The sequence below is a fragment of the Streptomyces sp. NPDC048018 genome, from assembly GCF_043202995.1.
GTDB lineage: Bacteria > Actinomycetota > Actinomycetes > Streptomycetales > Streptomycetaceae > Streptomyces.
Genome location: NZ_JBIDBK010000002.1, coordinates 1,206,278 through 1,226,898, shown reverse-complemented (window position 1 = coordinate 1,226,898; position 20,621 = coordinate 1,206,278). Strand labels below are relative to the sequence as shown.

Annotated in this window: 19 protein-coding genes; 11 read left to right on the top strand and 8 right to left on the bottom strand. The window is 74.5% G+C overall.

Annotation, left to right across the window (positions count from 1 at the left end; genetic code table 11):
- Positions 1–145: 145 nt before the first annotated feature.
- The 5 genes from ACGF1Z_RS11335 (at position 146) to ACGF1Z_RS11315 (ending at position 5,966) form a co-directional block, all read left to right on the top strand.
- Positions 146–1,708 (top strand): MFS transporter, encoded by a 1,563-nt coding sequence (locus ACGF1Z_RS11335; protein WP_393002359.1) that lies wholly within the window; start codon positions 146–148, stop codon positions 1,706–1,708.
- A 367-nt stretch (positions 1,709–2,075) separates the two neighbouring features.
- On the top strand, positions 2,076–2,306 hold the full coding sequence (locus ACGF1Z_RS11330; protein ID WP_393002357.1) for a hypothetical protein: 231 nt from the start codon (positions 2,076–2,078) through the stop codon (positions 2,304–2,306).
- Positions 2,303–2,686 (top strand): type II toxin-antitoxin system death-on-curing family toxin, encoded by a 384-nt coding sequence (locus ACGF1Z_RS11325; RefSeq protein ID WP_393002355.1) that lies wholly within the window; start codon positions 2,303–2,305, stop codon positions 2,684–2,686. Before ACGF1Z_RS11330 ends, ACGF1Z_RS11325 begins: the two co-directional genes overlap by 4 nt.
- A gap of 108 nt (positions 2,687–2,794) precedes the next feature.
- Positions 2,795–4,585: a DEAD/DEAH box helicase gene (locus ACGF1Z_RS11320; protein WP_393002353.1), complete on the top strand. Its 1,791-nt coding sequence runs from the start codon at positions 2,795–2,797 to the stop codon at positions 4,583–4,585.
- A 739-nt stretch (positions 4,586–5,324) separates the two neighbouring features.
- Positions 5,325–5,966, top strand: a complete 642-nt coding sequence (locus ACGF1Z_RS11315; RefSeq protein WP_365339541.1) for a helix-turn-helix domain-containing protein — start codon at positions 5,325–5,327, stop codon at positions 5,964–5,966.
- 280 nt (positions 5,967–6,246) lie between these two features.
- Here ACGF1Z_RS11315 and ACGF1Z_RS11310 read toward each other — a convergent pair whose 3' ends face one another.
- On the bottom strand, positions 6,247–7,212 hold the full coding sequence (locus ACGF1Z_RS11310; RefSeq protein ID WP_393002352.1) for a winged helix-turn-helix domain-containing protein: 966 nt from the start codon (positions 7,210–7,212) through the stop codon (positions 6,247–6,249).
- A gap of 85 nt (positions 7,213–7,297) precedes the next feature.
- Between ACGF1Z_RS11310 and ACGF1Z_RS11305 the strand changes: the two genes are divergently transcribed.
- Together ACGF1Z_RS11305 and ACGF1Z_RS11300 are read left to right on the top strand one after the other, a co-directional pair.
- Entirely contained in the window at positions 7,298–8,512 is a 1,215-nt protein-coding gene (locus tag ACGF1Z_RS11305) for an alpha/beta hydrolase family protein (RefSeq protein WP_393002351.1), read from the top strand.
- 9 nt (positions 8,513–8,521) lie between these two features.
- The gene (locus ACGF1Z_RS11300; RefSeq protein ID WP_393002350.1) at positions 8,522–9,325 is read left to right on the top strand and encodes a hypothetical protein; all 804 of its coding nucleotides are present in this window, start codon (positions 8,522–8,524) and stop codon (positions 9,323–9,325) included.
- On the opposite strand, the gene ACGF1Z_RS11295 is transcribed toward ACGF1Z_RS11300, so the two are convergent.
- The 4 genes from ACGF1Z_RS11295 to ACGF1Z_RS11280 form a co-directional block, all read right to left on the bottom strand.
- Complete coding sequence (locus ACGF1Z_RS11295) at positions 9,258–10,577, bottom strand: MFS transporter (protein WP_393002349.1); 1,320 nt, start codon at positions 10,575–10,577, stop codon at positions 9,258–9,260. The two genes, ACGF1Z_RS11300 and ACGF1Z_RS11295, sit on opposite strands and share 68 nt — an antisense overlap.
- A gap of 41 nt (positions 10,578–10,618) precedes the next feature.
- Positions 10,619–10,804 carry a hypothetical protein gene (locus ACGF1Z_RS11290; protein ID WP_393002348.1) on the bottom strand — a complete coding sequence of 62 codons (186 nt, stop codon included), beginning with the start codon at positions 10,802–10,804 and terminating at the stop codon, positions 10,619–10,621.
- 28 nt (positions 10,805–10,832) lie between these two features.
- Complete coding sequence (locus ACGF1Z_RS11285; protein WP_393002346.1) at positions 10,833–11,447, bottom strand: ArsR/SmtB family transcription factor; 615 nt, start codon at positions 11,445–11,447, stop codon at positions 10,833–10,835.
- A gap of 114 nt (positions 11,448–11,561) precedes the next feature.
- A complete protein-coding gene (locus ACGF1Z_RS11280) occupies positions 11,562–12,032 on the bottom strand; it encodes an Lrp/AsnC family transcriptional regulator (protein WP_376638263.1) in 471 nt (156 codons plus the stop codon).
- Between the two features lie 121 nt (positions 12,033–12,153).
- Between ACGF1Z_RS11280 and hppD the strand changes: the two genes are divergently transcribed.
- Entirely contained in the window at positions 12,154–13,299 is a 1,146-nt protein-coding gene (gene hppD / locus ACGF1Z_RS11275) for a 4-hydroxyphenylpyruvate dioxygenase (RefSeq protein WP_393002344.1), read from the top strand.
- Positions 13,300–13,437: 138 nt separating this feature from the next.
- Here hppD and ACGF1Z_RS11270 read toward each other — a convergent pair whose 3' ends face one another.
- Positions 13,438–14,838 (bottom strand): hypothetical protein, encoded by a 1,401-nt coding sequence (locus tag ACGF1Z_RS11270; protein ID WP_393002342.1) that lies wholly within the window; start codon positions 14,836–14,838, stop codon positions 13,438–13,440.
- A gap of 97 nt (positions 14,839–14,935) precedes the next feature.
- Here ACGF1Z_RS11270 and ACGF1Z_RS11265 point away from each other — a divergent pair, with 97 nt between their 5' ends.
- Complete coding sequence (locus tag ACGF1Z_RS11265; protein ID WP_393002340.1) at positions 14,936–16,318, top strand: FAD-binding oxidoreductase; 1,383 nt, start codon at positions 14,936–14,938, stop codon at positions 16,316–16,318.
- A 20-nt stretch (positions 16,319–16,338) separates the two neighbouring features.
- Here the strand turns inward: ACGF1Z_RS11265 and ACGF1Z_RS11260 are convergent, their stop codons facing one another.
- Complete coding sequence (locus ACGF1Z_RS11260) at positions 16,339–16,830, bottom strand: SsgA family sporulation/cell division regulator (RefSeq protein WP_393002338.1); 492 nt, start codon at positions 16,828–16,830, stop codon at positions 16,339–16,341.
- 310 nt (positions 16,831–17,140) lie between these two features.
- Here ACGF1Z_RS11260 and ACGF1Z_RS11255 point away from each other — a divergent pair, with 310 nt between their 5' ends.
- Positions 17,141–18,772 (top strand): RDD family protein, encoded by a 1,632-nt coding sequence (locus ACGF1Z_RS11255; protein ID WP_393002336.1) that lies wholly within the window; start codon positions 17,141–17,143, stop codon positions 18,770–18,772.
- Positions 18,773–19,154: 382 nt separating this feature from the next.
- The gene (locus ACGF1Z_RS11250; protein ID WP_393002334.1) at positions 19,155–19,919 is read left to right on the top strand and encodes an RDD family protein; all 765 of its coding nucleotides are present in this window, start codon (positions 19,155–19,157) and stop codon (positions 19,917–19,919) included.
- 34 nt (positions 19,920–19,953) lie between these two features.
- Here the strand turns inward: ACGF1Z_RS11250 and ACGF1Z_RS11245 are convergent, their stop codons facing one another.
- Positions 19,954–20,268 (bottom strand): hypothetical protein, encoded by a 315-nt coding sequence (locus ACGF1Z_RS11245; RefSeq protein ID WP_393002332.1) that lies wholly within the window; start codon positions 20,266–20,268, stop codon positions 19,954–19,956.
- Between the last annotated feature and the right edge of the window lie 353 nt (positions 20,269–20,621).

The window sequence follows — 20,621 nt, the reverse complement described above, 5'->3', positions numbered from 1 at the left end:
GCGGGGGTTCAACGGTTTGGCTGGGGCCGCAACACGACTGCCATACCGCGTTCACGGTAGGCCTCCGGTCGTACGACCTTCGGGCCCGGCGGGATGCGACTCCCGACAGGGGCCAAAACCGGATACGGCCCTTACTCTGGGGCCTATGAGCGTCCTCGAACCCCGCGACACCGACGTCGCGCCGAACCCCGCCGCCGCACCGCCCGTCCCGGTCGGCGGCGGATCCGTGCTGGACCGGGCCCATCGGGCGCTCAGCATCGGCGTCGTGTCCGTCGTCCTCGTCGTCGCCTTCGAGGCGACCGCCGTCGGCACCGCCATGCCGGTGGCCGCCCGCGAGCTGAACGGCGTCTCGGTCTACGCCTTCGCCTTCTCCGCGTACTTCACCACCAGCCTCCTGGGCATGGTCCTCTCCGGCCAGTGGTCCGACCGCAGGGGCCCGCTCGGGCCGCTCGCCGGCGGCATGAGCGCCTTCGCCGCCGGGTTGGTGCTCTCCGGCACGGCCGGGGACATGTGGCTGTTCGTCCTCGGGCGGGCCGTCCAGGGGCTCGGCGGCGGCCTGGTGATCGTCGCGCTCTACGTGGTGATCAGCCGCGCCTACGAGGAGCACCTCCGGCCCGCGATGATGGCGGCCTTCGCCGCCGGCTGGGTCGTGCCGTCCGTCGTCGGCCCGCTCGCCGCCGGCACGATCACCGAGCACCTCGGGTGGCGATGGGTCTTCCTCGCCATTCCCGTCCTCGTCGTCTTCCCGCTCGCCCTCGCCCTGCCCGCGATCCGGCGGACCGCCTCCGGCCCGGCCGACCCCGGCGCCCCCGTGGCGCCCTGGGACCGCCGGCGGATCCGGCTCGCCTTCGGCATCTCCCTCGGCGCCGGCCTGCTCCAGTACGCCGGGCAGGAGCTGCGCTGGCTCTCCGTCCTGCCCGCCCTCGCCGGCGCCGCGCTGCTCGTTCCGGCCGTTCGGGGGCTGCTGCCGCGCGGGACTTACCGGGCGGCCCGTGGGCTGCCGTCCGTCGTCCTGCTGCGCGGCATAGCCGCCGGGTCCTTCATCGCCGCCGAGTCCTTCGTGCCGCTCATGCTGGTCACCCAGCGGGGTCTCAGCCCCACCCTGGCCGGGCTCTCCCTCGCCGTCGGCGGGGCGACGTGGGCGCTCGGCTCCTGGTTCCAGTCCCTACCGCGGACCGAGCCGTACCGGGAGCGGCTCGCCGTGGCCGGAATGGTGCTCGTCGCCGCCGCCATCGCGACCGCCCCGAGCGTCCTGATCGAGGCCGTGCCGGTGTGGGTGGTGGCGGTGGCCTGGGCCTTCGGCTGCTTCGGCATGGGCATGGTGATCACCTCGACCAGCGTGCTGCTGCTCAAGCTCTCCGCTCCCGAGGAGGCCGGCGCGAACTCCGCCGCCCTCCAGATCTCGGACGGCCTGTCGAACGTCCTGCTCCTCGCCGCCGGCGGTGCCGCCTTCGCCGCCCTGGGCGGGGGAGCGGTCGGCCACACCGTCTCGGCCGACCCCGCGGCCGGCTCCCACCCCGTCGCCTTCGCCGCCGTCTTCCTCCCCATGGCGGGCGTCGCGGCGGTCGGTGCCTGGGTGGCCACGCGGCTCGGCCACGGAAGCCCCCGTCAGGGCGGGGGTGGGGGCCAGGGCCACCCTCAGGGCCACCCGCAGGGGCAGGGGCAGGGGCAGGGCCACCCTCAGGGGCCGGGGCAGGGCCAGGCTTAGGGCCACCGTCGCGGCCGGGGCTGCGGTCGGCTTGCGGCCAGGGGCCTGGACATGGGCCAGGAGGTCGGGGCGGCGTGACGCCGGGGCGCGGCCAGGCCTGGGCCCTGGGAACGGGCGCGCCCCACACCCAGGGCATCGCCGCGGCCCGGCCGGGACCTGGGCGCAAGGTCCGGACTCCGCGGCCCACGCCGATGGCATCGTCCCGGCCTGGCCGGGGCCGCCCGCCCGGCCCGCTCGCCCGGCCCGCCCGGCCCGCCGGCCCGGGCCCGCCCGGCCCGCCCGAGCCCGCCCCCCCGGCCCGCCGGCCCGGTCCCGCCCGGTCGCAAATCGGTCGCCTCCGCCACCCCGCCCCCACTACCGTCCCCCCATGCCCCAGCACCCCCCGTCCCTTCCCCTCCCTCTCTCCCTCTCCCTCTCCCTCCCCGCCCCCCTGGGCGACGCCGTCGCCGATCTCGCCGACGCGCGTGGCGTTCCCGTCGACGCGCTCGTCGCCGAGGCCGTGCGGCGCCACGTGGAAGGCGAGGCCGGACGCGTACGGGACGAGGCGCGGCGGCTCGCTCTCCGGCACCAGGTGCTGCTGAGGAGGCTGGGGGAATGATCGGGAGCCGTTTTCTGACCGTCGCCGAGGTCACGGAGATCGCGCGGATCGCGTTCACCGGGGACGGCCTGCCCGAGCTGCGCGCGCCCGGGCTGCTGGAGTCGGCCGTGCACCGGCCGCGGGCGCGCATGTTCGGCGAGAGCGCGTACCAGGACGTGCACGAGCAGGCCGCCGTGCTGCTGCACGCGATCGCCTCGAACCATCCCTTCGTCGACGGCAACAAGCGGGCCGCCTGGCTGTCCGCCGCCGTCTTCCTCGGCGTCAACGGAGTCGATCTCGCCGACGCCGACCTCGATCGCGCATACGACCTGGTCATCGCGGTCGCGGCCGGGCAGCTCGCGGACATTCCGGGCATCGCCGCGCGACTGCGGGAGCTGTGAGGACCGTCTCAAGGAGGGGCGGCGCGGGCTCGTCCCTTCGGGTTCGAGCCGGCCGCACCGGTAAGGTGGCCCGGTTGTCATATCTGGACGAGCGTCGAACCGGAGATCGTGACTACCACCGCCACCTCCTCTCATCACCTCTCTCCCGCCTTCCCCGGCCGTGCCCCCTGGGGTACCGCCAACAAGCTGCGAGCCTGGCAGCAGGGCGCGATGGAGAAGTACATCCAGGAGCAGCCTCGTGACTTCCTCGCGGTCGCCACGCCCGGCGCCGGCAAGACCACCTTCGCGCTGACCCTCGCGTCCTGGCTGCTGCACCACCACGTCGTGCAGCAGATCACGGTCGTCGCCCCCACCGAGCACCTCAAGAAGCAGTGGGCGGCGGCCGCGGCGCGGATAGGGATCAAGCTGGACCCGGACTACAGCGCCGGGCCGCTCAGCAAGGAGTACGACGGGATCGCCATCACGTACGCCGGTGTCGGCGTGCGGCCCATGCTCCACCGCAACCGCAGCGAACAGCGCAAGACCCTCGTCATCCTCGACGAGATCCACCACGCCGGAGACTCCAAGTCCTGGGGCGAGGCCTGCCTGGAGGCCTTCGAACCCGCGACCCGCCGGCTGGCCCTGACCGGTACGCCGTTCCGGTCCGACACCAACCCCATCCCCTTCGTCACGTACGAGGAGGGGAACGACGGCATCCGGCGTTCCTCGGCCGACTACACCTACGGCTACGGGAACGCGCTCGGCGACAACGTCGTCCGGCCGGTCATCTTCCTCTCCTACAGCGGCAACATGCGCTGGCGCACGAAGGCCGGCGACGAGATCGCCGCGCGGCTGGGCGAGCCGATGACCAAGGACGCGATCTCGCAGGCCTGGCGCACCGCCCTCGACCCGCGCGGCGAGTGGATGCCGAACGTGCTGCGCGCCGCCGACCAGCGCCTGACCGAGGTCCGCAAGTCCATCCCGGACGCCGGCGGACTGGTCATCGCCTCCGACCAGGACTCCGCGCGCGCGTACGCCAAGCTGATCCGTGAGATCACCGGCACGAAGGCCACCGTCGTCCTCTCCGACGACGCCGGCGCCTCCGGCCGTATCGACGAGTTCAGCGAGAGCACCTCGCGCTGGATGGTCGCGGTCCGGATGGTGTCCGAAGGCGTCGACGTGCCCCGTCTCGCCGTGGGCGTGTACGCGACGACGATCTCGACCCCGCTGTTCTTCGCCCAGGCCGTCGGCCGCTTCGTGCGATCCCGCAGGCGCGGCGAGACCGCGTCCGTGTTCCTTCCCACCATCCCCAGCCTCCTCGGCTTCGCCAGCGAGATGGAGGTCGAGCGCGACCACGTCCTCGACCGCCCGAAGAAGGAGAGCGAGGAGGACCCGTACGCCGAGTCCGAGAAGGAGATGGCGGAGGCGGAGAAGCAGCAGGACGAGGACACCGGCGAGCAGGACATGCTGCCGTTCGAGGCGCTGGAGTCCGACGCCGTCTTCGACCGGGTGCTCTACAACGCCGCCGAGTTCGGCATGCAGGCCCACCCCGGCAGCGAGGAGGAGCAGGACTACCTCGGCATCCCCGGGCTCCTCGAACCCGACCAGGTGCAGCTCCTCCTGCAGAAGCGGCAGGCCCGGCAGATCGCCCACAGCCGCAAGAAGCCGGACAGGGAGGCCGATCTGCTGGAGCTTCCGGCGGAACGCCGGCCCGTCGTTTCCCACAAGGAGCTCCTTGAGCTGCGGAAACAGCTCAACACGATGGTCGGTGCGTACGTCCACCAGAGCGGCAAGCCGCACGGCGTGATCCACACCGAGCTGCGCCGCGTGTGCGGCGGGCCGCCGAGCGCCGAGGCGACGGCCGGACAGATCCGCGAGCGGATCAAGAAGGTTCAGGAGTGGGCCACCCGCATGCGGTGACCCGACCCGCGCCCGCCCCCGGCGCCCCGCCCGTGCCGCCCCGCCCGCGGCGACCACCGGCGTGAGCCGGGGCTGGGGGGGCGGGGCGCCGGGCCGTGCGCCGGGCCGAGGCGGTGAGCCGGGGTGCTGGGCCAGGGCGGTGAGCCGGGTGGCGATCCGGCCACCGTGGCCTGCCGGCCGCGATCCGAGGGCCGTGATCCGGCCACGGTGAGCCGCCGCCCCGCCCCCTGCGTCCGCCGCCCCGCCCCCTGCGTCCGCCGCCCCGCCCCCGGCGTCCGCCTCCCCGCGTCCGTGCGGCCCCTGCGCCCGCCGATGCGGCCGCAACGGGCCGCAAACGTGTCACCCCGAGCCGAGGCCCGTACGCGAGCTGCGTACGGGCCTCCGCCGTCCCGCCGGACCGGGTGCGGCGCCGAGGACCGGCCCCGCGGTCGGACCTCGGATCCTCCACGCCAGGGGTCCCCACCTGCCCGTCTTGTCAGCCGAAGTCCCGCGTTCGGCGGACTTGGGCCCCGAACCGCCCGTATCCGGTCGTGCGCGCCCGGATTCTGGACGAGGTCTTCCGCTGAGCGGAGACGGTCGCTACTGTCCCGCCTCAAGCAAACGCCCCGTGGCAGCGCCGCCGCGGAGCGCAGCCGGTGTGCCCCGTCCTGCCGGCGGCCTCTGACGTGCGTCGCCGATGGGACCGGTGTCGCAGCTTTCGTACGAGTCCGCTGTCACTCACTCCGAAGGAGAGGGCGTCGTGACCGCGGAGACCTCCCAGACGCTCGACCGGGGACTCAGAGTCCTCAAACTGCTCGCCGACACCGACCACGGCCTGACCGTCACCGAGTTGTCCAACCGACTCGGTGTGAACCGGACCGTCGTCTACCGACTGCTCGCCACGCTCGAACAGCACGCCCTCGTACGCCGTGACCTCGGCGGCCGCGCCAGGGTCGGGCTCGGCGTGCTGCGCCTCGGCCGCCAGGTCCACCCTCTGGTGCGGGAGGCCGCGCTGCCCGCGCTGCGCTCGCTCGCCGAGGACATCGGCGCGACCGCGCACCTGACCCTCGTCGACGGCGCGGAGGCCCTCGCCGTCGCCGTCGTCGAACCGACCTGGACCGACTACCACGTGGCCTACCGGGCCGGCTTCCGCCACCCGCTGGACCGCGGGGCGGCCGGCCGGGCCATACTCGCCGCCCGGCTGGGCGAGCTCACCGAACCGGGCTTCACGCTCACCCACGGGGAGCTGGAGGCGGGCGCCAGCGGAGCCGCCGCGCCGCTGGTCGGTGTGACCGGCATAGAGGGCAGCGTCGGTGTCGTCATGCTCGCGGACGCCGTGCCGGAGCGCGTCGGCCCGCGCGTCGTCGACGCGGCCCGGGAGGTCGCCGACGCGCTGCGCTAGCCGGCGCGGACGCCGGGGCCGCCCGGACCCCGTACGACGGCCGTCAGGAGCCCTCGGGGAGCCCGCCGGCCTCACGCCCGTTCTCGGCCGTACGGCTTCCGGTACGCGTACCGGGTGCATACCGCGCGCGGGTCAGGGACCGCCGGCCCGGCGGGGCACGTCGCCCCGGAGCCGGGGCCACGGCGGCGGGGGTAGCCCCGTGGCCGTGGCACCGGACAGGAATTCCCCCGGGCCGTGGCGCCGGGCAGGAACCCTCCTGGGCGCGCGGCACCGGACGGGGTCAGGGCGTCGGGCTCTTCGGCATGACGAGCAGTGTCCCGAGAGCCGACCGTTCGTGGCTCACCGAGCGCCCGGTGCGCCGTGTCGTCACCAGACCCGCCGTTCTCAGTGCCGCCGCGTGCGCCGACGCCGTCGCGTTGCTGACCCGGAGCGCGCGGGCCAGGGACGTCGTCGTCCGCGGTTCCGCGAGCAGCCGGAGGGCTTCGGCGCGGGTGCGGCCCAGGGTCGCCGCGAGCGGGTCGTCCGGGTCCTCCGGGTCCGGTACGGGCGGGAGGCCGGGGCCCGCCGGACAGCTCAGGACCACCGGCCGGCCCGGGAGGTCCTGCAGGAGCGGGCCCGCCGGGTGGTGGAAGGTCGGCAGCAGGACCAGGCCCCGGCCGCGGAGGCGGACGTCGCGGGCCGCGGCGCCCGGCCACTCCCACACCCCGTCGCGGAGCGTGCTGCCCGGGGCCAGGGCCGTCAGCGCGGCGGCGACGCCGTGCTCCGCGGCCGTCAGGGCGTACCGGGCGAAGGCGTCGCGGTGCAGATCCTGCACGACGGACCAGACGGGCGCCAGGACCGCCTCGTAGGCGGCCCGCTGGGCCCTGCCCACGATGCGCCAGGACGGCCCCTCGCCCGCGTGCAGGCCCCGGATCCAGCGGGGCGCGGGCACGGGCCCGTACACGCGCTCCAGTTCGGCGCGGACGAGCTCCGGAGGCGTGGCGCGGATGCGGTCGAAGCTGTCGGCCAGGGTGTCGCCGAGGACGTCGAGGAAGACCGGCGGGCGGCCCGCCGGGACGAGGTCGGCGAGCGGGCCGGCGGCGGTGGGCAGGGCGCGCAGGACCCGGCCGCGCCAGGGGGCGAGCAGGGGCGCGGGGTCGGGTCCGACGGCCGTCGTCAGGGCCGCGTGCAGCTCCTGGAGCGGGGCGGGGCGGGGCGCGAAGCGGACCCCGGTGAGGTCGTCCCCCGTGAAATGGATGCGCAGCACCCGCACAACTCCTCGTCTCCGGCCAGCCTTTCGGGCAGGGCCTCAACCTTCGCGCGGGCCCCCGCCCCGCCCCAAGGATGCCGGTATGACGAACGAAACCGCCCCCGACCGGGGCCGCAGGACACCGGCCACCACCCCCAGCCGCCGGACCCCGGGCACCGACCTCAGCCGCCGGACCCTGGCCAGGGGAGCGCTGCTCGCCGCCGCCGGCGTGCTGCTGCCCGTCACCGCGGCGCCCTCGGCGATCGCCGTGACCGCCTCGCCCGCCTCGACCGCCCGGGCCGCCGCCGGCCCTCCCGCCGGGCCGCCGCTGCGGCTGCCCGCGCCGACCGGGCCCCACCCGGTGGGACTGCGCACCGTCCACCTGACCGACCCGTCCCGCACCGACCCGTGGGCGGGCGGGGTGCGGGAGGTGATGCTGACCGTCCTGTACCCGGCCCGCAGTGTCCGCGGCTGCCCGCGCGCCCCGCAGCTCTCGCCCGCGGCCGCCCGGGCCTTCGCCGAGTACGCCCCGCACGTGCACCCGGGGCTCCCGGAGGAGGGGACGGTCGACTGGGGCGCCGTCCTCACCCACGGGCACGTGGACGCGCCGCCGCTGCCGGGGCGCCGTCCGGTGCTGCTCTACAGCCCGGGCGGCGGGGACTCGCGCACCCTCGGCACGAGTCTCGCCGAGGACCTGGCCAGTCACGGCCGGGTGGTCGTCCTCGTCGACCATCCCGGCGACGCGAGCCAGGTGGAGCTCCCCGGCGGGATGCGGACTACCGTCCTGGCCGGCCCGCCGGACCCGGCGACCTTCCGGACGATGATCGACACCCGGGTGGCGGACCTGCGTCACGTCCTGGACCGGCTCGGCTCGCTCTCCCTCGCCCCCGTCATGGACCTGGACCGGATCGGCGCCTACGGGCACTCCGCCGGCGGCACCGCGGTGGTGTACGCGGCCCACGCCGACGCCCGGATCCGTGCCGTGGCGAATCTGGAGGGCTATCTCGACCTCGCGCCCCTCGACGGCTTCGACCGGCCGCTGCTGCTCTTCCGCTCCGAGGGCTTCGAGGGCGCCGAACGGATCGAACGCTCCTGGTCGGGCCTGACCGGCCGCCGCGCGCTGTTCGCCGACGCCGCCCACTGGGCCTTCACCGACTACGCGGCGCTCGTCCCCCGGCTCCAGGCCGGCGGGCTCGTGACGGGCGCCACGCGGGCCGCCATGGTCGGCACCGGCGACCCGGCCCGGACGACGGCGGCGGTGCGCGGGCGCCTGGGGTCCTTCTTCGGCCGCCGTCCGGCCCGGGCCGCCGCCCAGTAGATTGGGTGGGTGCTCTCCCGTCTCGCTGACCTCCCGCGCAACCGTGCCCTCGCGCTGTGCGCCCTGCCCGTCGTCGCGCTGTTCGCGGTGGCCGGACTGGCGCCGCTGCCGTTCTCGATCGCACAGCCCGGCACGACCGCCGACGTGCTCGGCAAGGACCAGGGGCGTGAGGTGATCACCGTCTCCGGCGTCCCGGTCCGCCCGACCGACGGGCAGCTGCGGATGACGACGATCCTGGCGACCGGTCCGTCGGAGTCGATCGACCTCGGCGAGGTGGCCGACGCGTGGTTCCGCGCGGACCGGGCGGTTCTGCCGAAGTCCTCGGTCTACCCGTCGGGCAGATCCGACGAGGAGATCGAGCGGCACAACCTCGGCCAGATGAAGGAGTCGCAGGACGCGGCGACCCTGGCCGCCCTCGGCTATCTGAAGCTGGACCCGGCCAAGGTCAAGGTGCGGCTGCACCTCGCCGACATCGGCGGGCCCAGCGCCGGACTGCTGTTCTCCCTGGGCATCGTCGACAAGATCGACGGGGACGGCGACGGCGGCGACCTCACCGGCGGCCGGACCGTCGCCGGTACGGGCACGATCGAGCCCGACGGTACGGTCGGCGCGGTCGGCGGCGTCTCCCTGAAGACGCAGGCCGCCGCCCGGGACGGGGCCACCGTCTTCCTGGTGCCGAAGGACGAGTGCTCCCAGGCCCGGGCGGAGCAGCCGAAGGGGCTCCGCCTGGTGCCGGTGACCGCGCTCAGCGACGCGGTGTCGTCCCTGCGGGCCCTGGAGCAGGGGCAGGAGTCGAAGGTTCCGAGCTGCTGACGGGCGCGTCGCCGCCGTCCGCCGTGCGCGCGGGGGCGTCCAGCCCCTTCCAGGAGGGGAACACCAGCGGCGCGAGCGTGGCGAGGAAGAAGATCGCCGCGCAGATGACCAACGTCGTGGTGAGGCCCGTCCGTTCGACGAGACTGCCCGCCGCGAGGCCGCCGAGCGGCGTGGTCAGCAGCACTCCGGCGGTGCTGGCGCCGCCGACGCGGGTGCGCAGTTCTTCCGGGACGATCTCGTAGAAGACGGTGGCGAGGATCGGGTTGAGCACCCCGGCCCCGAGGCCGCCCAGGGCCATCGCCACGAGCAGCGGCATGGTGGTGTCGGTGAAGGCGGCGACCAGGTACGGCGGGGTCCCGACGAGCAGGAAGCCGACCGCGAACACCGGGCGGCGCGGGAAGCGGTGGCCGAAGGCCCCGTAGAGCAGCGCGCCGGTCAGGGCGCAGCCTCCGAACACGGCGACGAGCAGGCCGAGCGCGGCGGAGCCGCCGAGGTTCTCGCGGGCGTGGACCGGCAGGAGCACCGAGTTCCAGCTCTGCCCCAGGCCGTTGGTGATCATCACCATCAGGTTGACGCCGAGCAGCAGCCGGGTGCGCAGCATGAAGGAGTACCCCTCGCGCAGATCGGCCCGGTAGGAGGCGAGCGACAGCGGCGGCGCCCCGCGCAGCGGCTCGGCGGACGGGATGCCCCGCAGGCCGGCGAGCACGAGCAGCGCGGAGAGGCCGAAGGTGGCGGCGTCGACGTAGAGCACGGTGTCGGCGCCGATGAGCGCCACCAGGATGCCGGCGACGGCCGCTCCGGTCATGCGGGCGCCGCGGGAGACGGCGTCGTAGAGGCTGGCGGCGCGGGTGAGCGGGGTGCCGGCGTGCTTGGCGAGGTCCGGGATGAGGACGTGCCGTGCGGACTCGCCGGGCGCGTGGAAGAGGCCGGTCACGGCCATCAGCGCGCACAGCATCCAGAACCGCAGGAGGCCGGCCTGGTTGAGCAGGGGGATCGCGGCGAGCGCGAGGGCGCACACGAGGTCGGAGGCGACGGAGATGCGCCGGCGGCCGATCCGGTCGATGACGGGGCCGCCGACGATGGCGGACACGACGACCGGGACGGCGGCGAAGAAGGCGACGAGGCCGGCCTTGCCGGGGCTTCCCGTGGTCTCCAGGGCGAACCAGGGGACGCCGATGAGCGTGAGTGAATTGCCGCTGATGGAGATGGCGTTGGCGGCCAGCACGGTGGCCAGAGGTGTGCGGGAGCGCACGGCGGATCCCCCCGGATTCGTTCGCGGTTCGGTCGGCTGGGTCAGACGGCGGCGTGGATCGCGGCGCGGGCGGCGGCGGGCCGGGGGACGGCGAGCCGGAGGCCGAACTCGACGAGCCTCCAGCCGAGTCGGACCCGCACGGGGGTGGCGGGGGCGGCGCCGGCGGCCGCCTCCTGGAGTTCGGCGGCGGTCAGGCGGTGCATCGTGAGGTGGATGTCGGCGTGCATGGGCGTGGCCTTTCCGGTCGTGGAGCGGTCAGTTGGCGCCGTGCTGGGGGAAGGCGTGCAGGTGCATCCGGATGCGCTGGGTGTCGGCGGAGTCCCGCTCGGCGAGGGCCGCGTACTCGTCGATCAGCTGGTGGATCTTCTCGTTGAGCTCGCGCTGCCGCTCGGCGGTCAGATGGAGCGTGAAGTCGCTGATGTCGGAGGCGCCGCTCCACGCGTCGGGGAACTGGTGCCGGGTGCCGAGGTAGGTGTTGAGCTCCTGGGTGTGGATGTTGGCGACCTCGTAGAGGAAGACCTCGACGGCGCCCTGGACCTCCGGGTCCGGGTTCTTGAACAGCGCCTCGTCGACGGTCGTGCCCTCCTGGGCCGCCTTCCACCACCGCTCCCGCCCCTTGCCCCGCGTCGGGTCGTCCTGGACGAAGCCGTGGGCGGCGAGCTGGCGCAGGTGGTAGCTCGTGGCGCCGCTGGACTCGCCGAGCCGCTCGCCCAGCTGGGAGGCGGTGGCGGGGCCGTGGTGGCGCAGGGCGCGCAGGATCTGGATGCGCAGGGGGTGGGCGAGCCCGCGCAGCGAGCGCGGGTCGAGCATGCGGGGCGGGGCCTTCTCGGCGGGGGCGGGCTGCTCGTCGGGGGCGGGCTTCTCGGGCATGGCTCCACAGTAGAGTTGCAAAGAAGTCTCTGCAAGGGTTTTTTGCAGAGACTTCTTTGCAACTCCTCCGGTGCTGCCCGACCGGCCCCTCGCCCGGCCCCTCGCCCGCCCCGCTCACCCCTCCGTCGCGGCCTGCTCCACCAGCGGGATGATCCGCAGCGGGACCGGGTTCTCCATGACGATCGCCGTGGAGGCCCGCACGATCCCTTCGAAGCCGACGACCCGGTCGATCACCCGCTGGAGGTCGGCGTTGGAGCGGGCCACGAGCCGGCACAGCATGTCCCCGTGCCCGGTGGTCGTGTGCAGCTCCAGCACCTCCGGCACGGTCGCCAGGTGCCCCCGCACGTCGGCGCCCTGGCCCTGCTTGATCTCCAGGGTCGCGAAGGCCGTGACCGGGTAGCCGAGGGCGGCCGGATCCACCTGGGGGCCGAAGCCGCGCACCACCCCGTTCGACTGCAGGCGGTCGAGCCGCGCCTGCACCGTGCCGCGCGCCACCCCGAGGCGGCGGGAGGCTTCCAGGACCCCGATCCGCGGCTCCTCCGCGAGGAGCACGATCAGTCGTCCGTCCAGATGATCGATCGCCATGGCGGCCTCCGAATGGTCATCATGTACAAGTCGCACGCTCATACTCGCCGGTCGCTGGTCAGATTGACCAGTCAAACAAGAAACTATTGCGCAGCTTGCCGGACGGCGGGACTCTGCTGCCATGACTGAGACCATTGACCACACCCCGAACACCGCGCGTGAGGCCGATCCCTTCCCGGTGAAGGGAATGGACGCGGTCGTCTTCGCCGTCGGCAACGCCAAGCAGGCCGCGCACTACTACTCCACGGCCTTCGGCATGAAGCTCGTCGCCTACTCCGGACCGGAGAACGGCAGCCGCGAGACCGCCAGCTACGTGCTCACCAACGGCGCCGCCCGTTTCGTGTTCACCTCCGTCATCAAGGCGTCCAGCGACTGGGGCCGCTTCGTCGCGGACCACGTCGCCGAGCACGGCGACGGCGTCATCGACCTGGCGATCGAGGTGCCGGACGCGCGCGCCGCGTACGCCTACGCCGTCGAGCACGGCGCCACCGGCGTCACCGAGCCCTACGAGCTCAAGGACGAGCACGGCACCGTCGTCCTCGCCGCCATCGCCACGTACGGCAAGACCCGCCACACCCTCGTCGAGCGCTCCGGCTACGACGGCCCGTACCTGCCGGGCTTCGTCTCCGCGAAGCCGATCGTCGAGCCGCCGGCCAAGCGCACCTTCCAGGCCATCGACCACTGTGTCGGCAACGTCGAGCTCGGCAAGATGAACGACTGGGTCGGCTTCTACAACACGGTCATGGGCTTCACGAACATGAAGGAGTTCGTGGGCGACGACATCGCGACCGAGTACTCGGCGCTCATGTCGAAGGTCGTCGCGGACGGCACCCTCAAGGTGAAGTTCCCGATCAACGAGCCGGCGATCGCGAAGAAGAAGTCGCAGATCGACGAGTACCTGGAGTTCTACGGCGGCGCCGGCGTGCAGCACATCGCCCTCGCCACGAACGACATCGTCGCCTCCGTGCGCGCGATGCGGGCCGCCGGTGTCCAGTTCCTCGACACCCCCGACTCGTACTACGACACGCTCGGCGAGTGGGCCGGCGAGACCCGCGTCCCCGTCGAGACCCTGCGCGAGCTGAAGATCCTCGTCGACCGCGACGAGGACGGCTACCTGCTGCAGATCTTCACGAAGCCGGTCCAGGACCGTCCGACGGTCTTCTTCGAGATGATCGAGCGCCACGGCTCGATGGGCTTCGGCAAGGGCAACTTCAAGGCGCTGTTCGAGGCGATCGAGCGCGAGCAGGAGAAGCGCGGCAACCTCTAGCCGCGACTCCCCCGAACGGAGGGGCCCGGCCCGGGTGGACACCCCGGGCCGGGCCCCTTCCACGCCCCGGGCGGGTACGGGGGGCTCGCCCGGGGCGGCACCGACGACGGCCGGACCCCGCGGGACGCCGGACCCCGTCTACGGGTGGGCGGTCGCCCGTGCCGGGGTGGGCTGGGGCGCGCGGACGTCCGGGGGGAGGTCGTTCGGAGGGTCGCCGAGGGCCGTCGCGGCCTCCTTCGCGCGGGGCGCGAGGAGCGGGGAGAAGTCCGGGTTGAGGCGGAGGGCCTCCGCCAGGTGACGCCGCGCCGGGCCGAGGTCGCCCAGGGCCCGCTCGATCTCCCCGCGGTGGTAGGCGAAGAGCGCGCTGCGCAGCCCTTCGCCGGTGGCCTTCCCGGCGTACTCCAGGGCCTCCTTCGACGCGCCCGACCGGTGCAGGGCCCAGCCCAGCGCGTCCGCGACCTGCACCGACCGGTGCCCCCGCGCCCATTCCGCGCGCAGCCGCCGTACCGCCTCCGCCGGCTCCCCGTGGTCCGCCCCGAACAGGCCGAGGACGACGTCCGCCCCCACCCACGAGCCGTTCCGCAGGCGGTCGTACAGGGTCCGCGCCTCGCCGTCCCGGCCGAGCGCCTCGTCCAGCTCGGCCGCCTCCAGGACGTACTCCGGCAGCGGCAGCACCCGCAGCGCCGCCTGCCAGTCGCGCACCGCCTCCTGCGGTCGGCCGAGGGCCGCCAGCGCCCGCGCCCGGCCCGCGAGCGACGGGCCGTGGTCCCGTACGAGACCCAGCGCCGTGCCGTACTGCGCCAGCGCCTCCGCCGGCTCGCCCCGCTCCCAGGCCAGGTCGCCGAGTCGTGCCAGGGCCGCCGCCTTGTCCGTGCGGCCCTCGGCCAGCGCCACCGCGTCCAGGGCCGCCGCGCCGGCGTCCTCGCGGTAGCCGCGGTTGCGGTTCAGCTGCGCCGAGCGCGCGGCGACCGCCGCCCCGGAGTGCAGCTCGCCCAGGGTCTCGGTCGCCTTCTCGGCCGCCTTGTAGTCGCCCAGGCCGTTGTACGCGTCGATGAGCACGGGATACGTCGACCAGCGCTTCGGATCCGCGGCACGCACCCGCTCGGCCCACTGCTCGGCCGTCTTCCAGTCGCCCCGGGCGTTCGCCAGGCCCGCCAGGCCCAGCTGGGCGTCCAGATTGCCCTTCGCGGCGGGGCGCACCGCGAGGGAGCGCTTCAGGGCGTTCTCCGCGCGCGGGAAGTCCGCCGCGTCCGCGCGCCGCAGTCCCCGCTCCGTGTAGGCCGTGCCGAGCACGGCCCATGACGCCTCGTCACCGGGGTGGTCCTTCAGCCACGCCGTACGGTCGCCGATCAGCGCGACCAGATCCGGCAGGGCCGCCTGCGCCCCCGCGTGCGCGGCGGTCACCGCCCGTTCGGCGGGCCCCGGCCCCGGCGCCGGCGTCCGGCCGAAGAGCTCGGGCACGTACAGCAGCGCCGTCGCCGCGAGCACCGCTGCCACTCCGCCGGCGAGGACCGTCCTCGACACGTTCTCGGTCTTCATGGCGCTCACTGTGCGCCCGGCCGCCGCTGTACGAAGAGCACACGAGCGGCTGTCCCGGCGGGTTCACACCGATGGCCCCGGGTGCCACGCTGGACGTATGGACGATCTTCAGCGGAACGACCTCGTGGAGCGGCTGCGCGCCGGGCTCCCGGACGACGCGGTCCTCACCGACCCGGACGTCACCGTCTCCTACGCCCACGACATGGCGAGCTTCTGTACGGCCGGCACCCCCGCGGCCGTCGTACTGCCGCGCACCGTCGAGCAGGTCCAGCACGTCATGCGCACGGCGACCGAACTGCGCGTCCCCGTCGTGCCGCAGGGCGCCCGCACGGGGCTGTCGGGGGCCGCGAACGCCTCCGACGGCTGCATCGTCGTGTCCCTGGTCAAGATGGACCGCATCCTGGAGATCAGCCCGGTCGACCGGATCGCCGTCGTCGAACCGGGCGTGGTCAACGCCGCCCTCTCCCGCGCCGTCGCCGAACACGGCCTCTCCTACCCGCCGGATCCCTCCAGCTGGGAGCAGTGCACCATCGGCGGCAACATCGGCACCGCCTCCGGCGGGCTGTGCTGCGTGAAGTACGGGGTCACCGCCGAGTACGTGCTGGGCCTGGACGTGGTCCTCGCCGACGGGCGGCTGCTGCGGACCGGCCGGCGCACCGCCAAGGGCGTCGCGGGATACGACCTCACCCGGCTCTTCGTCGGCTCCGAGGGCAGCCTCGGCATCGTTGTCGGAGCGGTCCTCGCGCTGAAGCCGCAGCCGCCGGTGCAGCTCGCGCTCGCCGCCGAGTTCCCCTCGGCGGAGGCGGCCTGCGCGGCCGTCTGCACGATCATGGAGCGCGGCCACACACCGTCGCTGCTGGAACTGATGGACGGCACAACTGTGCGGGCCGTCAACAAGCTCGCCCGCATGGGGCTGCCCGACACCACCGAGGCCCTGCTGCTGTGCGCCTTCGACACCCCGGATCCGGCCGCCGATCTGGCCGCGGTGGCGGAGCTCTGCCGTGCGGCCGGCGCCACCGACGTCGTACCGGCGGACTCCGCCGCCGAGTCCGAACTCCTCCTCCAGGCCCGGAGGCTGTCGCTCACCGCCCTGGAGACGATCAAGACCGCCACGATGATCGACGACGTGTGCGTGCCGCGCACCAAGCTCGCCGCGATGCTCGCGGGCACGCGGGAGATCGCCGAGAAGTACGGGCTGACCATCGGGGTCTGCGCGCACGCCGGTGACGGCAACACGCATCCCGTGGTCTGCTTCGACCACGCGGACGAGGACGAGTCGCGGCGGGCGCGGGAGTCCTTCGACGAGATCATGGCGCTCGGCCTGGGTCTCGGCGGCACGATCACCGGGGAGCACGGGGTGGGCGTGCTGAAGAAGGAGTGGCTGGCGAGGGAGTTGGGACCGGTCGGGGTGGAGCTGCAGCGGGGGATCAAGAAGACCTTCGACCCCCTGGGACTGCTGAACCCGGGCAAGCTCTTCTGACCCCCGGGCCGTCGCCGCCCTCACGCGTCACCGTCCGTGGACTCGTCCGACGGCCACGGGTCGTTCAGCCACAGGTCGTCGGCCGCGACGGTGGTGGCGAGCAGCTCGGCGAGACCGTCGTCGATGCCGAGCTGACCGGTCTCCGTGCCCGGCGGGACCGCGCGCAGGGTCCGCTCCAGCCAGGCGGACACCTGCGCCGACGGCGCCTCCAGGAGGGCGTCGCCGTCGGGCGAGGACAGGGCCATGAGGATCACGTTGCGGCCGTCCACCTTCGTCGGCCAGACGCGGACGTCGCCGTGGCCGCAGGGCCGGAAGACGCCCTCCACGAGGAGTTCGCGGGCGAAGGTCCAGTTGACGGGGTGCTCGGTGCCGACGTGGAAGGTGACGTGGACGGCGTAGGGGTCGTCCACGCGGTAGGCGAGGCGGGCCGGCACCGGGATCGAGCGCTCGGGGGAGAGGACGAGCTTGAGCTCCAGCTCGCGCTCGACGACGTTGTTCTCGGTGTTCTGCATGGCGTGCTGCCTCTCTCTCGGTGCGGCCCGCGGTGGGCCTTCACCGGGAGAGAGAGCGGCCGGGCCGGTCCATTACGCGACTTCGCGAAACTTTCCGGGGAATTTTTTTCCGCGCCCCGGGTAGGGGCCCGAGAATGACCCTGAGTCACGAAATCGCGGTGCTGTCCCTCGAAGGCGGCCTTTCTGGCGGGCTCCATGTCCCTGCGGGTGAGTTCTTCGTTACTGTCCTCCCTGGGCGTGGCGCGGACGGTGCGCGAACGGGGCGCGGCCGGGCGGATCAAAGACGTTGTGACTGAACGGAGTCGGGGCAGTGGCTACTCCACCTGGAGGTGGCGGAGAGGTACCGCAGGCGGGCTACTACCCGGATCCGTCGATTCCCGGGTACATCCGGTTCTGGAACGGCGGTGCGTGGGTTCCCGGGACGAGCCGCCCCGCGCCCGCGGAGGGCGAGGCCCTCCCGGCCCCGCCGGTCTCCGTGGCTCCACAGCTGGCCCCGAGCCCGGCTCCGGCGCCGTCGGTGCCCGCCGTGGCCGCGGTCGAGGAGACGGGTCCCGTCTTCCTGGACGAGGACCCCGGAGCGGCGCCCGCCGCCCGGCAGGAGCCCGCCTCCGCCTGGCAGGCGAGCACGGACCGCCAGACGGGCTTCGGCGGCGAACTCGACCAGCGCGTCTCCTGGGGCAGCACCCCGGATCCCCGCGACCCGCGCGCCGCCTGGCCGACGGCCGGGCAGGGCGGCGCGGCGGACGCGAGCGCCCCGGACGACGCGCGTGCCGCCCTCCCCGGCGGCGGCCCCGCCTCCGGCCGCCCGGACTCCGCCTCCGAGGCGCCCGCCTGGCCCGCGGCCGCCGGGCAGTCCGGCGCCGTCCCGGCCTCCGCCGAGCCGTCCGCCGGCCCCGCCCCTCAGGCACCCGACGGCAGGGGCGCGGTGGCGGTCCAGGGCGCCCCTGCGGCCGCCCCGGGGGCCGATACGGCGACGCCCGCGCCCGCCGACAAGGCCGGCGGCCAGAGCGCGGTGCCCGCCCAGGGGTCCGTCACGCCCCCCGCTCCGGCGAACGCCGGTACGGCGGCGCCCGTGTGGCCCGCCGCCGGACAGGCGGGCGGTCAGGACGTCCGCCCGCAGGGTGACGCCCCGGCCGGACTGCCGGGCCAGCGGCCCGGCCCGGCCACCGGTTCCGCGCGGCTCGGTGGCATGCCCGTCACCCCCGCGCCCGCGGCAGCCTCCTGGACCCCGCAGCCCGCCCCGGCGCCGCAGTCCGCCGCGCAGGCCGCTGCCCCGCAGTCCGCCCCCGTGCCCGGCCTCCCGGCTCCCGGGACCCCCGCCCCGCAGCCCGCCCCGGCCCCGCAGCCCGCTCCCGCAACGGCCGCCGCCCCGCAGTCCCCGGCGGCCGAGGCGCAGCCCGTCATCCCCTGGAAGCCGCCGGTCGAGGACGTGTTCATGGCGGCGGCGCGGGCGCAGGCCGCCGCGCGGCCGGCCGGGCTCGGGCGACGGCTGCTGGCCCGGCTCCTCGACGGCGTCGTGCTCGGCGCGGTGGTCGGCACCGTGTCGTTCCCCTTCCTCACCGCCGCCGTCACGCACATCGACGAGAAGATCGAGGCCGCCAAGCAGTCCGGCGTCACCGTCCAGGTGTGGCTGGTCGACTCGACGACCTCGGTGCAGTTCGGGATCGTCCTCGCGGCGTTCCTCGTGCTCGGCGCGCTCTACGAGGCGCTGCCCACCGCCAAGTGGGGCCGCACGCTCGGGAAGAAGCTGTGCGGGATCGAGGTGCGGGACATCGAGGCGCACGAGCCGCCGCCCTTCGGCGCCGCGCTGCGCCGCTGGCTGGTCTACGCGGTGCTGGGGCTGCTCGGGATCGGGCTGTTCAACGTGCTGTGGTGCCTCTTCGACCGGCCCTGGCGGCAGTGCTGGCACGACAAGGCGGCCCGCACCTTCGTCGCCCGCTGAACCGGCCCGCCGGACCGCCCCCCGACGTCGGCCGGTCCGGCCCCCGATGTCGGCCGGCCGGCCCGGCATCAGCTCGAAGGCCCGCCGGACCGCCCCGCCGGACGTCGGCCGGCCGGACCGACCCCTGACGTCTGCCCGCCGGTCCGGCCCCGGGGCCCCCGGCCGCACACCCGCGGCGGCCGCCCCGCCCCCATGCGGTCGCGGACCCGGCCCCCGGCCCCGCCCCGCAGCGGTCGCGGACCCGCGGCGGCCGCCCCCGCCCGCACGCGGCACACGGCGGCGTCACCCGCCCGGCAGCCTCCTCCGGCCGGATGCCGGGGGGCGTCCCTCGAACGGCGGGCGATTCCTTGCGGGGCCCGGGTGCCCGGGATGCACTGCCCCCATGAGCAACGATCAGCCGCCGCCCCCGGGTCAGCAGCCCGAGGACGACCCGTTCAGCAAGAGGCCCCCGCAGGAGCCGCCCCAGGGTGGGCAGCCGCCCGGCTGGCAGCCGCCCCCCGGCGGGCCCGCCGGCGGTCCGCCCCCCGGTGGCCAGCCCCCGGGTGGCCCGCCGCCCGGGGGATCTCCGCCGCCCGGTGGGCCGCCGCCCGGGAACCCGTACGGCGGCACACCTCCGCCGCCCCCGCCCTACGGCGGCTACGGCGGGGGGTACGGCGGTGCCGATCCGCTCTCCGGGATGCCGCCGCTCGCCGATTCGGGGAAGCGCATCGCCGCGCGGATCATCGACTGGCTGATCGTCGCCGTGCCGCTCGCGATCATCGGCATCCCGTTCAAGGTCTACCAGCGGGCCACGGACAACGACAGTTTCGACGACACGGTCAACAGCCTCAACGGAGGCGGCCAGCTGGTCTTCCAGCTCATCACGATCGTCGCGTTCGTCGCGTACGACACCGTGATGCACGCCAAGAAGGGGCAGACCCTCGGCAAGAAGTGGCTGAAGCTGAGGGTCGCGATGCTCAACGACGGCTCCACGCCGCCGACGAACAGCTCCCTCGTCCGCGCGCTCGTGCTCTGGCTGCCGACGCTGATCTGCTGCGCCTGTCTGTGGCCGCTGCTCCTGCTGATCCTGATCCTCGTGGACAAGCCGTACAAACAGGGCCTCCACGACAAGGCGGCCAAGACGGTCGTGGTGTCCGTGCCGCAGTGACGAGCCGGAACAGCCGCGCCCGAAGGGCCCGGTGCTACAGACCGGTCCGGGTGTCCGCTCCCGCGCCCACGCGCGCGGCCGGCACCCGGACCTCCGTGTGAGCGGCGTCCCGTGGGGCGCCGGCGGTCTCCGCGTTCCCGGCGGGTGCGGGATTCGTGCCCAGGGGCTTGACGTGCTCCGGCCGGACCGGCATCGTCACCGCCACCAGCACTCCGAGCATCAGCCCCGCGACGCAGATCGCCGCGATGCCGAGCGTCGTGGTCGTGCCGGAGAGCAGCAGCAGGGCGACGGTCGAGAAGACGACGGTGGCCGAACCGTAGGCGTACTGTGCGGCGTTCGGTCGCTGCATGGCGGTTACCGTCCCTCGGGCACGTGGCGGTTGGGCGATCGGGTGACTCGGCGACGGGGTGCTCTCCGACGGGTCGACTCTACGACGGTGGATGCCCGGAGCGAACCGTTGGTAAGCGTCGCCTAACCCACGGCTGATGCACGGGGGGCGCAGGGGCGCACGCACTCGCCGGATATTCGTTCGAAGTTCGACTATCGGAAATCTGATCCCGCATAGTGCAGTTGGCCTGTCCAAGTCAAGATCTGTCTTTTCTGCTCCAACTCCGGTCCAATGTCGTCACTTGTGACGCGCTACCCCGCTCGGGCGGACACCCCACCACCCGGTCCGCGGGCGAGGAGCGCCGGGGAGGACAG